The sequence below is a fragment of the Pseudomonas sp. GD03862 genome (assembly GCF_029840855.1).
Lineage (GTDB): Bacteria > Pseudomonadota > Gammaproteobacteria > Pseudomonadales > Pseudomonadaceae > Aquipseudomonas > Aquipseudomonas alloputida.
The window spans coordinates 1-13,121 of the sequence record NZ_JAOCDI010000080.1; the positions used below are offsets into that span (position 1 = coordinate 1).

The window sequence follows — 13,121 nt, forward strand, 5'->3', positions numbered from 1 at the left end:
TTGACAGGGCGGAGTGATGGCCGGTCGCCCCATACCTCTTGCCAAAATCTTGGAATACCATAATATGATATCCCGTAGACCTTGAATCTACAGGCCGGCACCTACAATTAAAAACGGCCACCAGAACACTTTGTTTTAGCTGCTCCCCGAACACTGTTGGCGGGCGCACCAAAAGCCCCGCCTCGAATAACAAAAGCAACGAGGGCGTAACCATGCTGTTAAGCAAACGTGTAACCGCAGTGCTGTCTGCCAGCCTGCTGACCCTGGCATGTCAGGCCGCCCAGGCCGCCGACAGCCTCAACTTCGTCAGCTGGGGCGGTACGACCCAGGACGCCCAGAAAGAAGCGTGGGCAGTACCGTTCACCAAAGCCACGAACATCAAGGTCGTGCAGGACGGACCCACCGACTACGGCAAGCTCAAGGCCATGGTCGAGAGCGGTAACGTGCAGTGGGACGTGGTCGACGTCGAAGCCGACTTTGCCCTGCGTGCCGCCAGCGAAGGCCTGCTCGAACCCCTCGACTTCAACCAGATCAAGCGCGACAAGATCGACCCACGCTTCGTCTCCGACCATGGCGTCGGTTCATTCTTCTTCTCCTTCGTGCTCGGCTACAACGAAGGCAAGCTCGGGGCCAACAAGCCGGTGGACTGGACCGCGCTGTTCGACACCAAGGCCTACCCCGGCAAGCGAGCCCTGTACAAATGGCCCAGCCCCGGCGTGCTGGAACTGGCCCTGCTGGCCGACGGCGTAGCCCCTGACAAGCTGTACCCGCTGGACCTGGACCGCGCCTTCAAGAAGCTCGACACCATCAAGAAAGACATCGTCTGGTGGGGCGGTGGCGCCCAGTCGCAGCAGTTGCTGGCCTCGGGTGAAGCCTCGCTCGGCCAGTTCTGGAATGGCCGTGTCTACGCCCTGCAGCAAGACGGTGCACCGGTGGGCGTGAGCTGGAAGCAGAACCTGGTCATGGCCGACTTCCTGGTCATCCCCAAAGGCGCCAAGAACAAGGAAGCGGCCATGAAATTCCTGGCCAACGCCAGCAGCGCCGAGGGCCAGGCCGAATTCGCCAACAAGACCGCCTACGCGCCGGTCAACGTCGACAGCGTGGCCAAACTGGACAAAGACCTCGCGCCAAACCTGCCAACTGCCTACGCCCAGGACCAGGTCACCCTCGACTTCGCCTACTGGGCCAAGAACGGTCAAGCCATCGCGGCCCGCTGGAATGAGTGGTTGGTCAAATGAAAGTCGCCATCAACGCCCTGCACAATGCGCAAGGTACCCCCACGGGTGCCGGCGCCCCGGGCACCACCCCGCGCCGCGCAAGCCTGAGCCAGCGCTGGAAAGGCAGCCGCAACCTGCTGCCCGCCTTGCTGTTCCTTGGCGTGTTCTTCTTCGCCCCGCTGGTCGGCCTGCTGCTGCGCGGGGTGCTGGAACCCACCCCGGGGCTGGGTAACTACGAGCAGCTGTTTGCCAACTCGGCCTACGCACGTGTGCTGTTCAACACCTTTTCCGTGGCCGGCGTGGTGACCCTGATCAGCGTGCTGCTGGGCTTCCCGCTGGCCTGGGCGATCACCCTGGTGCCCAAGGGCTGGGGCCGTTGGCTGTTGAACATCGTGCTGCTGTCGATGTGGACCAGCCTGCTGGCGCGCACCTACTCGTGGCTGGTGCTGCTGCAGAGCTCGGGCGTGATCAACAAGGCGTTGATGGCCATGGGCATCATCGATGCCCCGCTGGAAATGGTGCACAACCTCACCGGCGTGGTAATCGGCATGAGCTACATCATGATCCCGTTCATCGTGCTGCCACTGCAGGCGACCATGCACGCCATCGACCCGATGGTGCTGCAGGCAGGTTCGATCTGTGGCGCCAGCCCGTGGACCAACTTCTGGAAGGTGTTCCTGCCGCTGTGCCGCTCGGGGCTGTTCTCCGGGGCACTGATGGTGTTCGTGATGTCGCTCGGTTACTACGTCACCCCGGCACTGCTGGGGGGCGCGCAGAACATGATGCTGCCTGAATTCATCATCCAGCAGGTGCAGTCGTTCCTCAACTGGGGCCTGGCCAGCGCCGCTGCCGCACTGCTGGTGGCGATCACCCTGGTGCTCTTCTACCTGTACCTGAAGCTGCAGCCGGAATCCCCGGTTGGCAACGCGAGGTAAACCGCCATGCTCCTGTCTCCCAATGCCATGGGCCGCCCGCTGCGCACGGGCCTGTACCTGACCACCGGGGTCATCGCGGCCTTCCTGCTGCTGCCGGTGGTGTTCATCGTGTTGCTGTCATTCGGCTCGTCACAGTGGCTGGTGTTCCCGCCACCGGGCTGGACCTTCAAGTGGTACGGCCAGTTCTTCTCCAACCCGGAGTGGATGGACGCCGCACTGGCCAGCCTGAAGGTGGCCGTGCTGACCACCATCGCCGCTGTGCTGCTGGGCCTGCCCAGCGCATTCGCCCTGGTGCGTGGCCGCTTCCCGGGCCGCGAGCTGCTGTACGGGCTGTTTACCATGCCGATGATCGTGCCGCTGGTGATCATTGCCGTGGCGGTATACGCACTGTTCCTCAAGCTAGGTTACACCGGCACGCTGTTCGCCTTCGTGGTCAGCCACGTGATAGTCGCCCTGCCGTTCACCATCATCTCGATCATCAACTCGCTGAAACTGTTCGACCAGTCGATCGAAGATGCCGCGGTGATCTGCGGTGCCTCGCGCCTGCAGGCGATTTTCAAGGTCACGTTCCCGGCCATCCGCCCCGGCATGATCGCCGGTGGCCTGTTCGCTTTCCTGGTGTCCTGGGATGAAGTGGTGCTGAGCGTGATGATGGCCAGCCCCGACCTGCAGACCCTGCCAGTGAAGATGTGGACCACCTTGCGCCAGGACCTGAGCCCGGTCATCGCCGTGGCTTCGACCTTGCTGATCGGCCTGTCGTTGCTGGTCATGTTCATTGCCGCCGCCTTGCGCCGGCGCACCGAAAACGCCTGAGCGCGGAGAAAACAACAATGAGTGCAGTGATCAAAGACAACGCGCACGGCAAAACCCTGGTCAGCCTGCGCGGCCTGAACAAGCACTACGGCGACTTCACCGCCGTGGACAACCTCGACCTGGAGATCCAGGACGGCGAGTTCCTGACCTTCCTCGGTTCCAGCGGCTCGGGCAAGTCCACCACCCTGTCGATGCTGGCCGGCTTCGAAACACCGAGCAGCGGCGAGATCCTGGTCGACGGCCAGTCGCTGGTCAACGTGCCGCCGCACAAGCGTGACATTGGCATGGTGTTCCAGCGGTATTCGCTGTTCCCGCACCTGAATGTGCGTGACAACATCGCCTTCCCACTGGCCATTCGCAAACTCGGCGCTGCCGAAACCGCCAAGCGCGTCGACGCCATGCTCAAGCTGGTGCAACTGGAACAGTTCGCCCACCGCAAACCCTCGCAAATGTCGGGCGGCCAGCAGCAGCGCGTGGCGATCGCCCGGGCGCTGGTGTACGAGCCGCGTATCCTGCTGATGGACGAGCCGCTCGGCGCGCTGGACAAGAAGCTGCGTGAAGACCTGCAGGACGAACTGCGCCAGTTGCATCGCCGCCTGGGCATCACCATCGTCTACGTCACCCACGACCAGGAAGAAGCCATGCGCCTGTCCCAGCGCATCGCCATTTTCAGCCACGGCAAGATCGTCGGCCTGGGCACCGGTTACGACCTGTACCAGAACCCACCGAATGCCTTTGTCGCATCGTTCCTGGGCAATTCCAACTTCCTGCGGATCAAGGCCAGCAGCAACGGCGCAGGCAGCTTCGAGGGCCAGCCAGTGGCCATTCGCTTGACCCCGGGGCTGGCCGCCTCGCAGGATGCACTGATCATGGTGCGCCCGGAAAAGGCCGTGGCCCTGAGCGCCGAACAGGCCATGCGTGAACCGCTGCCGGCGGGTTGGAACGAGGTCACTGCCAAGGTTGGCGAAGTGCTGTTCCTGGGTGAAAGCCAGACCTGCCATGTGGTGACTGCAGGGGGTACCGAGCTGACCGTGAAGGCACTGTCGGCGGCGGGCATGCCGATGCAGCCGGGCGACAGCGTGAAGGTGCGTTGGGCAGTGGCAGACGCTTGCATTTATACCGAATGGGCCGAGAGCGACCTGAGCAAGTCGGCCGGGGCGCATTAACGCTCTTGTGCGTTGCAGCGCCTGCCAGATCGAGCACCGCCCGCGCGGCACACGATCTGGCAGGCGCTGCACTATTGGAGGCGTACGCCCCGTCACATTATCATCACGCCACTGTCGTAATCTGCCGGCCAACTCTATGCCACAGGTCACCCGGCATGCTCCGCCTGCTTGTCTTGCTGCTCACCCTGCTACCACTCGCGACCCTGGCTGAGCCCCTGCACCTGCGCGTGCAAGGCTCCAACACCATCGGCGCGGCCTTGCTGCCGGCGCTGGTACAGGGGCAATTGCGCGCACAGCAGGCCACCGCCATCGAACAACAGCCGGGCAAGGTCGCCAATGAATGGGTGATTACCGCCCGCGACGGGCACGGCCAGCCCTTGCGCATCGACATTGCCGCCCACGGCTCGAGCACCGGCTTTGTCGCGCTGGGCCGTGGCGAAGCGGACCTGGCCGCTGCTTCGCGGCCGATCAACGACAGTGAAGTCCGCCAGTTGCAGGCGCTGGGCGACCTTCGCGCAGCCGGCGCCGAACACGTGATCGGCCTCGACGGCGTCGCAGTCTTCGTCCACCCCGACAACCCAATACCCCAACTGAACACCCGGCAACTGGCGCAAATTTTCTCCGGGCAGATCCAGCGCTGGGAACAACTGGGCGTACCTGGCGGGGCCATTCACCTGTATGCCCGTGACGACCGTTCCGGCACTTTCGAGACCTTCAAGGCGCTGGTGCTGGAACCTCAGCATGGCGAGCTTTCGGCCAAGGCCAGGCGTTTCGAGTCCAGTGACGAATTGGCGGCACGCGTGGGTACCGACCGCCAGGCCATCGGTTTCAGCAGCCTGGCCGCCGTACACGGGGCCAAGGTGCTGGCGGTGGCCGAGGGCGACGCGCCGGCCATGCTGCCGGAGCGCGCACGGGTGGCCAGCGAGGACTACCCACTTTCACGGCGCCTGTACTTTTACCTGCCGGCCAACCCCAAGCCCCAGGCCAAGGCCCTGGTCGATTTTGCCCAGAGCCCGGCCGGCCAGGCGATCATCGCCCAGCAGGGTTTCGTTTCGCAGCAGATCAAGGCCCTGTCTGTCGCCCCCCAAAGCGACATGCCACCGCCCTATCGTACCCTGGCCCGGCAGGCGCAGCGGCTGAGTGTGAACTTCCGCTTTCAGGAAGGAAGCGCCAGCCTGGATAACAAGGCCCTGCGCGACGTACAGCGGGTGACAGAGTACCTGCGCCAGGCCGGGAAGCTGCAGGGCAAGGCAGTGCTGGTGGGGTTCGGCGACCCCAAGGAAACCCCTGGGCGCGCAGCCCTGCTCTCCCGCCTACGTGCGCAAGCGGTGCGCCGCGAACTGGCGCGCGGTGGCGTGGAGGTGTTGCAGGTGACCGGGATGGGCGATGAACTGCCAGTGGCCGGGAATGAACTGGAGCAAGGCCGGCTGCGCAACCGGCGGGTCGAGGTGTGGGTGTATTGACCCGGCCTTGCCCCCCCTGAAGCAGCCTTGTGCTGCAACGAGGCCCGAATGACAGAAACATTCCGGTGTCAGCAAGGACCTCGTAGCAGCGCAAGGCTGCGTCTACAGGCTGTACAGCAGGCTCCGCGTCATCAGCGGGTGACGGTGCGCATGGTCACGAACTCTTCAGCCGCCGTCGGGTGCACGCCGATGGTTTCGTCGAACTGCTGCTTGGTGGCACCGGCTTTAAGCGCAATGCCCAGGCCCTGAATGATTTCGCCAGCGTCAGGCCCGACCATGTGGCAGCCCAGCACCTTGTCGGTCTCGGCATCGACCACCAACTTCATCAGGGTCTTTTCCTGAATGTCGGTCAGGGTCAGCTTCATGGCCCGGAAGCGGCTTTCGAATACCTGCACCTTGTGCCCGGCCTCCAGCGCCTGCTCTTCGGTCAAGCCTACGGTACCGATGGGTGGCTGGCTGAACACCGCAGTGGGGATGTTCTGGTAATCCACCGGGCGGTACTGCTCGGGTTTGAACAGGCGCCGCGCCACGGCCATGCCTTCAGCCAAGGCCACTGGGGTCAACTGCACACGGCCGATCACATCGCCAATGGCGAGAATCGAGGGCGCGGTGGTCTGGTACTGCTCATCGACCCGGATGTAACCGCGCTCATCCAGCTCGACGCCGGTGTTCTCCAGGCCCAGATTGTCCAGCATCGGGCGCCGGCCGGTGGCATAGAACACACAGTCGGCTACCAGCTCGCGGCCGTCCTTGAGCGTGGCTTTCAGGCGACCATCTTCAAGCTTGTCGATGCGCTGGATGTCGGCGTTGAACTGCAGGTCGAGGCCGCGTTTTTCCAGTTCTTCCTTCAGGTGGGTGCGCACCGAGCCATCGAAGCCGCGCAGGAACAGGTCGCCACGGTACAGCAGTGTGGTGTCGGCCCCCAGGCCCTGGAAGATGCCGGCGAATTCGACGGCAATATAACCCCCACCCACCACCAGCACGCGGCGCGGCAAGTCCTTGAGGTAGAAAGCTTCGTTGGATGTGATGGCCAGTTCCTTGCCAGGGATGTCCGGAACCTGCGGCCAGCCACCGGTAGCGATGAGGATATGCTCGGCGGTGTAGCGCTGACCGTCCACTTCCACTTCGTTGGCACCCGTCAGACGCGCGTGGCCCTGCAACAGGGTCACCCCGCTGTTGACCAGCAGGTTACGGTAGATGCCGTTAAGGCGCTCGATTTCCCGATTCTTGTTGGCAATCAGGGTACCCCAGTCGAAATGCCCCTCTTCCAACGTCCAGCCGAAACCCGCGGCTTGCTCCAGCTCATCGGCAACGTGCGCGCCGTATACCAGCAGTTTTTTCGGCACACAACCGACGTTGACGCAGGTCCCCCCCAGGTAGCGGCTTTCAGCCACTGCCACTTTTGCGCCAAAACCGGCAGCAAAACGCGCTGCGCGCACACCACCGGACCCGGCGCCAATCACGAACAGATCAAAATCGAAGGCCATGTATTCACTCTCCCAGGCAGGCGTCCAGCATACCGCCGTTGGCCGCCGCAATCGAGTAGGAGGCGGGCTCACACCCGCCGTCCTCTCACACCACCGTGCGTACGGTTCCGTACACGGCGGTTCAAGCTATGCGGCTAAGCCGGTTGATCGTATCCAGTATCGAGACCAGTCCGAGTCGGTCCCATAGTTTCTTCGGCAGCGCCTGATTCATATGTGGCGCCCCCGAGTTCCACCATGGGCCTCGGCCGTTATAGGCCGATTTACAGGCACGCTCCTCGCTTAAGCCCAGACGCATCAGGTTGCGCGCCCTCGTAGAGGGCTGTTTCCATTGGCGCCAAATGGCACAGCGGAGTTTGTGCCTGATCCAGCCATCCAGCTCCTCAAGTGGCCGCTTGCTCTGGCTGAGCTTGAAGTAACCCGCCCAACCTCGTAGTACGGGGTTTATCCGCTCGATGGTGTTTGCCATCTTGCGGCCCCGTGCGCCGCATAGCAGCTCTGCGAGCCGGTCGCGCAGGCGACTCAGGCTCACCGTTGCCACCCGCAACCTTGGCTGCTGATGCCAGCTCATCCCATAACCCAAGTAATCACACTTCCAGGCTCTCGCGACTCGACTCTTCTTCTGATTCACCGTCAGTTTCAAACGTTGACTCAGGAAGCGCTCGACACTAGCCAGTACCCGTTCGCCAGCCCGAGGACTGCGCACATAAATGTTCGCGTCATCGGCATAGCGCACGAAGCGATGGCCCCGCCGCTCCAGTTCGCGGTCAAATTCATCGAGCAGGATATTCGACAGCAGCGGCGAGAGCGGGCCGCCTTGCGGCGTCCCTTCCTGCCGTGGACTGACGACACCGCCTGACATGACTCCCGCTTCAAGGTAGCGACGGATAAGCCTAAGTACGCACTTATCTTTGACCCGGCGCTCGATACAGGCCATGAGGATGTCGTGGTTGACCCGATCAAAGAACTTCTCCAGATCGACTTCCACGCACCACCGGTGCCCCGATGCCACATGGGCACGGGCCATCTCGACAGCTTGATGCGCGCTCCTGCCCGGACGGAAGCCGTAGCTGAAATCCGAGAACAGAGGATCGAAGAATGGCGTGAGTTGTTGCAGCAATGCCTGCTGGATCAGGCGATCCACGACGGTGGGAATTCCCAGTTGCCGCGTGCCGCCCTGCGGCTTGGGAATTTCAACCGCACGTACGGCTTGGGGATGGTATTCACCGGCCAGCAATCTGCCTTTGAGGATTGGCCAATACTGATTCACATAGCCTGCAAGGTCGGCGACCGTCATGCCATCGGCACCCGGCGCTCCCTTATTGCTGACTACGCGCTTATACGCACGTCTGAGGTTGGCCGGTGCGAGCACCCGCTCCATCAGCGTGTCCGGCTCTGCGTTCGTCCACGCCGATGACGCCGTCGATACCTTTGCGCTGTCAGGCATCATCCTCGGCTTCTGGCCGGGATTCGGAGTGACAGATTCCGTTTTAGGAAATTTCTGCATTGCGGCTACCAACGAGACAGTGACGCCTACTGGCGGCATAACCTGTTCGGCCCTTGGTGACGCGGTTAACCGCCACTTACTACGGCCTCGGCTGACTTCTGCACGCTCATCCCGTCGCCTCTCGACGCTCGGTAGCACCAAGGCAAGCGTACAGATCTCCCAGGGTAATTCGCGTGACCTTCCTGCTTATGCCTGTCGGATTTACGTCGCAGCGTTCCGTGCAAGTATTGGGCTTTGACGATTATGGCCGTCTTGCCCCGCTGCGCCGCCTGATCCGCTTCCTGTTCGTCAGGCCAGCATTTTGCCTCGGGCTTCCTTCAGATTCGTAGTCGCCCACGACACCCTTGCCTCTGGCTAACACTTCCCCTTGCCGGGTGTGTAGAGGACTTTCACCCCCAAGTCACCAACGAGGCCACCACAACCAAGCTGGTTGCGCTAACGCGCAACGCGCCATGCCTGGCGCACACAAAAAAGCCATCCCGAAGGATGGCTTTGAGGCCAGCAGGGCTTATCAGTAAGCCTTGCCAGTCTTGTAGTAGTTCTCGAAGCAGAAGTTGGTCGCGTCGATGTAGCCTTCGGCGCCACCGCAGTCGAAACGCTTGCCCTTGAACTTATAGGCAATCACGCAGCCATCCTTCGCCTGCTGCAGGAGGGCATCGGTGATCTGGATTTCACCGCCTTTGCCTGGCTTGGTGTTGGCGATGATGTCGAAGATATCCGGGGTCAGGATGTAACGGCCGATGATCGCCAGGTTCGAAGGCGCGTCTTCCGGGGCCGGTTTTTCGACCATGTTGGTCACACGGAAGATGTCGTCGCGGATCATCTCACCGGCGATCACACCATACTTGTTGGTTTCCTGCGGGTCGACTTCCTGGATGGCGACGATCGAGCAGCGGTACTGTTTGTACAGCTTGACCATCTGAGTCAGTACGCCGTCACCTTCCGGGTTGACGCACAGGTCGTCCGCCAGCACCACCGCGAACGGCTCGTCGCCGATCAGTGGGCGGCCAGTGAGAATGGCGTGGCCGAGGCCCTTCATTTCGGTCTGGCGCGTGTACGAGAACGAGCACTCGTCGAGCAGACGACGAATACCGACCAGGTATTTTTCCTTGTCGGTGCCTTTGATCTGGTTTTCCAGCTCGTAGCTGATGTCGAAGTGGTCTTCCAGGGCGCGCTTGCCGCGCCCGGTAACGATGGAGATCTCGTTCAGACCTGCATCCAATGCTTCTTCAACGCCATACTGGATCAGTGGCTTGTTGACCACCGGCAGCATTTCCTTGGGCATGGCTTTGGTAGCAGGCAAGAAGCGCGTGCCGTAGCCGGCTGCCGGGAACAAGCATTTTTTGATCATATACGTCCTTACAAAAGGCTAGGCCTGTGGAATTCGGCGCAGTCTAATCAGGCGGCAGTCACCTTACAATGCCCCCGATAACGACCGTTGCCATCATAGAGATATCCCAGTGTAGATAGTTCCGGGGGATCGTAAATATTGCTGTCATACATGACCGTTGGATGACAGGGAAATCAGCGTGCCGGTGGCGGCCTCTCCGACGGGCTCACGCGCCAAGAGGCCGCCACCGGCTTACCTCAGCTACCCGTCCCTTGTCCGATCAGCACCCCATCAACCTGCTGACCATACAGGTTAACCCCATCATTGGCATGAAACTTCACCCGCGTCTTCTCGATGGATCCCTCTACCAACCGCGGGTCCTGTGGCCGCTCGTGGCGGTTGATCCACGCCGCCACATCCCAGGCCTGCTGATCGCTGAGGCTGCCCGGCTTGCCAAGCGGCATGTTGTACTTGATGAACGACGCCGCGGTATTGATGCGGTGCATGCCGGCCCCCCAGTTGTAGGAGTCCTTGCCCCAAAGCGGCGGCATTACGTACTCGCCTGCGACCTTTTGCCCTTCACCGTTATCGCCATGGCAAATCGCGCATTGCTCACGGTAAACCTGCTGGCCGCGCTTGAAGTCATAACCGCCCTTGGGTTGTGCCACCTCCGGATAACCACGTCCGGCAATCTCCACACCGGTCGGCGCCTTGGTCGACAGCCAGTATGAATACACCGCCAATGCCGTCATCTGCGGGCTGTCAGCGGCCGGCGGCTTGCCGTTCATGCTGAACTGAAAACACCCTTGGATACGCTCGGCGAAGGTGTTGACCTTGTCATTCTTCTTGCGATAGGCCGGGTACATCGGGTAGGCCCCCCACAGCGGCGCCGAGTGCGCCAACCGCCCCTGATCGAGGTGGCAGTTACTGCAGTTCATGCCGTTGCCCACCGCCTCGGGCATCAGTCGGCGGGTGTCGACGAACAAGGCGTGGCCTTCACGCACCATTTTGCCAAAGGCATTATCGGGCAACTCACGCTCAGCAGGCGGCACGAACTGCGGTGCTGCCTGCACACCGGGAACCTTCAACTGCGACTGGTCTTCCATGGCGATCGGCGTGGCCTGGGCGCTGCCCACGGCCAGCAGCAACAAGGCGGGAATCAGGGTTTTCATGGCGTGACCTCCTGGCTGGCGGGGCGGGCGAAGAACTCGGCAACGGCCTTGATCTCCTCATCGGTCATGGCCTTGGCCACGCCGACCATCAGCTGGTTGGGGTCATTGCTGCGGCTACCGTCGCGCCAGGCATTGAGCTGTGCCACCAGGTAACTGGCGGGCTGGCCGGCCAAGGGCGGGAAGTGTTCGCCCACCCCGCCGCCACCCGGCCCGTGGCATTGCACGCAACCAGGAATCTGCCGGCTCCAGTCGCCGTACAGGGCCATGCGGGTAGTCGGGTCATCGGCAATCTGCTGGCGGTGCAGGTCGCCAGCGGGCGCTGCCGGCAGGCTGGCCAGGTAGGTACTGACGGCCTTGATTTCGTCGTCGCTCAGGGCCTTGGCCAAAGGTTCCATCACTGGCTGCTTGCGGCTGCCGTTGCGCCAGTCCTGCAACTGCTTGGCAAGATAACCGGCCGGTAGCCCAGCCAAACGTGGAAAGCCGGCAGCCGCAATGCCATTGCCGTCCGGGCCATGGCAACCCAGGCAGGCCATGGCGGCGGGGTTGGCCCCACCCTGGGTGAAGACCTTCTGACCATCAGCGGCATGTGCCGTTGGCCAGATCAGGATCAGCAAGCTGCCGATCATCACGCGTCTCAACGGTGTCATCACGAATCTCCTTTTCTTTTGTTATATGTTTAGGCTTAAAACATATAAGCAGAGAAAGGAGGACCCGTTGCTTCAGATCAACTTCCGGAGATGCACTGTGTTGCGGCAGTGCGCACATCGCCAAGGCGCAGCGGGAAGTTATTCAGCCGCTCGTGCAGTTTGATGCTGCTGCCGCTGCCGCGCTTGTCGATATCCACCAGCGCCGCCGGGCCGGCACCTGAGGTGATTTTCTGCGGTACGATCAGCCGTAGGCCGTCGCCACGCTGCTCTTCGGTCAGCGGGTCACGCGTATCGGCAAGCTTCTCCTTTACGCAGTCGGCATAGGCGCGTGGGCTCTTGCCAGAGATCACATCCATCGTTTCACGCGATTGCTCCAGCTCCGCGACGCTCACGCAGCCACCGAGCGTCACCGACAACGCCGCCACCATCCACTTCATTTGCTGCACCTCTGCCTTCAAGAATTCGCTTCGACCACATCCAGGCGGTTTTGCTCCCTGCTTTGGCAGAATTATCTACGCCCGGCGATCAACGCGGCAGTGTAACGGCACATCGTGGTATCTTTTGCTTTTGCAGATCCAAACCTTGCGGAGCATCACATGAAATTCGTACACCAGCGCGAGCACCTCAACGAGGACGATATTGTCGTCATCGAGTGCTCCCAGCGCTGCAATATCCGCCTGATGAACGACGCCAACTTCCGCAGCTTCAAGAACGGCGGCCGTCATACCTACCACGGCGGCCATTTCGAGAAGTTTCCGGCGAAGATCACCGTACCCAGCACCGGCTTCTGGAACATCACCATCGATACCGTCACCACTCGCCCGATCTCGGTCACCCGCAAGCCAACGCTGACCCACAAGATCAAGATCATCCGTCGCTCGTCGTCGAAACTCAGATAAGGCCACCATGACCCAGACCATCAAGTACGTCATCAAATACAAGCTCGACGGCCAGCGTCGCTGGGATTTCGCGCTGATGCCCGATGCCTCGCAAGAGCAAGCCCTCGAGGCCCTGCGCAAGATCCACGGCGAAGACGCCGAGAAAATCAGCGACATCCAGGTCAGCAAGGCCCTGTAAGACTCGCCGCAAGCCCCCGCCGCAGCGCTCGCCCCACGCAAGGAGAATCGCATGAGCCATTGGCCCGACCGCCGTATCCTCGACCTGCTGGGCATCGAGCTGCCCATTCTGCAGGCACCCATGGCGGGGGCGACCGGCTCGGCCATGGCCATTGCCGTGGGCCAGGCAGGTGGCTTGGGCGCCCTGCCCTGCGCCATGCTCAGCGGCGAACAAGTGCGTGCCGAGATCGCTGCATTCCGCGCCGGCTGCCCGGGGCGCCCGCTGAACCTGAACTTCTTCTGCCATCAGCCGCCAGCGCCCGATGCCGAGC

The 13,121-nt window shown here is 62.1% G+C and carries 14 protein-coding genes; 8 read left to right on the forward strand and 6 right to left on the reverse strand.

The genetic code is table 11. The features are described from left to right. Positions 1-212 precede the first annotated feature (212 nt). The 5 genes from N5D53_RS26955 to N5D53_RS26975 all read left to right on the forward strand — a co-directional run bounded on the left by N5D53_RS26955 (position 213) and on the right by N5D53_RS26975 (position 5,594). A complete protein-coding gene (locus N5D53_RS26955; protein ID WP_004576593.1) occupies positions 213-1,238 on the forward strand; it encodes an ABC transporter substrate-binding protein in 1,026 nt (341 codons plus the stop codon). Next, the gene (locus N5D53_RS26960; protein ID WP_010954644.1) at positions 1,235-2,152 is read left to right on the forward strand and encodes an ABC transporter permease; all 918 of its coding nucleotides are present in this window, start codon (positions 1,235-1,237) and stop codon (positions 2,150-2,152) included. Before N5D53_RS26955 ends, N5D53_RS26960 begins: the two co-directional genes overlap by 4 nt. A gap of 6 nt (positions 2,153-2,158) precedes the next feature. After that, the gene (locus tag N5D53_RS26965) at positions 2,159-2,965 is read left to right on the forward strand and encodes an ABC transporter permease (protein ID WP_003256236.1); all 807 of its coding nucleotides are present in this window, start codon (positions 2,159-2,161) and stop codon (positions 2,963-2,965) included. Between the two features lie 17 nt (positions 2,966-2,982). After that, positions 2,983-4,131, forward strand: a complete 1,149-nt coding sequence (locus N5D53_RS26970; protein WP_064490966.1) for an ABC transporter ATP-binding protein — start codon at positions 2,983-2,985, stop codon at positions 4,129-4,131. A gap of 155 nt (positions 4,132-4,286) precedes the next feature. Beyond that, positions 4,287-5,594: a substrate-binding domain-containing protein gene (locus tag N5D53_RS26975; protein ID WP_266025095.1), complete on the forward strand. Its 1,308-nt coding sequence runs from the start codon at positions 4,287-4,289 to the stop codon at positions 5,592-5,594. Positions 5,595-5,725: 131 nt separating this feature from the next. Here N5D53_RS26975 and gorA read toward each other — a convergent pair whose 3' ends face one another. The 6 genes from gorA to N5D53_RS27005 all read right to left on the reverse strand — a co-directional run bounded on the left by gorA (position 5,726) and on the right by N5D53_RS27005 (position 12,171). Continuing rightward, complete coding sequence (gorA, locus tag N5D53_RS26980; protein ID WP_104961380.1) at positions 5,726-7,081, reverse strand: glutathione-disulfide reductase; 1,356 nt, start codon at positions 7,079-7,081, stop codon at positions 5,726-5,728. Between the two features lie 121 nt (positions 7,082-7,202). Next, a complete protein-coding gene (ltrA, locus tag N5D53_RS26985; protein WP_104886249.1) occupies positions 7,203-8,624 on the reverse strand; it encodes a group II intron reverse transcriptase/maturase in 1,422 nt (473 codons plus the stop codon). Between the two features lie 472 nt (positions 8,625-9,096). Then, positions 9,097-9,936, reverse strand: a complete 840-nt coding sequence (gene galU, locus N5D53_RS26990; RefSeq protein ID WP_014590484.1) for a UTP--glucose-1-phosphate uridylyltransferase GalU — start codon at positions 9,934-9,936, stop codon at positions 9,097-9,099. Between the two features lie 236 nt (positions 9,937-10,172). Continuing rightward, on the reverse strand, positions 10,173-11,087 hold the full coding sequence (locus tag N5D53_RS26995) for a c-type cytochrome (RefSeq protein WP_064490963.1): 915 nt from the start codon (positions 11,085-11,087) through the stop codon (positions 10,173-10,175). Continuing rightward, positions 11,084-11,734: a c-type cytochrome gene (locus tag N5D53_RS27000; protein ID WP_143493828.1), complete on the reverse strand. Its 651-nt coding sequence runs from the start codon at positions 11,732-11,734 to the stop codon at positions 11,084-11,086. Before N5D53_RS27000 ends, N5D53_RS26995 begins: the two co-directional genes overlap by 4 nt. 77 nt (positions 11,735-11,811) lie before the next feature. Continuing rightward, positions 11,812-12,171 carry a hypothetical protein gene (locus N5D53_RS27005; protein ID WP_019438771.1) on the reverse strand — a complete coding sequence of 120 codons (360 nt, stop codon included), beginning with the start codon at positions 12,169-12,171 and terminating at the stop codon, positions 11,812-11,814. A gap of 159 nt (positions 12,172-12,330) precedes the next feature. On the opposite strand from N5D53_RS27005, the gene N5D53_RS27010 reads away from it, so the two are divergent. From N5D53_RS27010 to N5D53_RS27020, 3 genes are all read left to right on the forward strand, one after another. Beyond that, a complete protein-coding gene (locus N5D53_RS27010; protein WP_003250918.1) occupies positions 12,331-12,633 on the forward strand; it encodes a DUF1883 domain-containing protein in 303 nt (100 codons plus the stop codon). A 7-nt stretch (positions 12,634-12,640) separates the two neighbouring features. After that, positions 12,641-12,811, forward strand: a complete 171-nt coding sequence (locus tag N5D53_RS27015; protein WP_012051910.1) for a hypothetical protein — start codon at positions 12,641-12,643, stop codon at positions 12,809-12,811. 51 nt (positions 12,812-12,862) lie between these two features. Beyond that, positions 12,863-13,121, forward strand: a 259-nt coding sequence (locus N5D53_RS27020; RefSeq protein WP_279841101.1) for a nitronate monooxygenase, incomplete at its 3' end; no start/stop codon positions are given.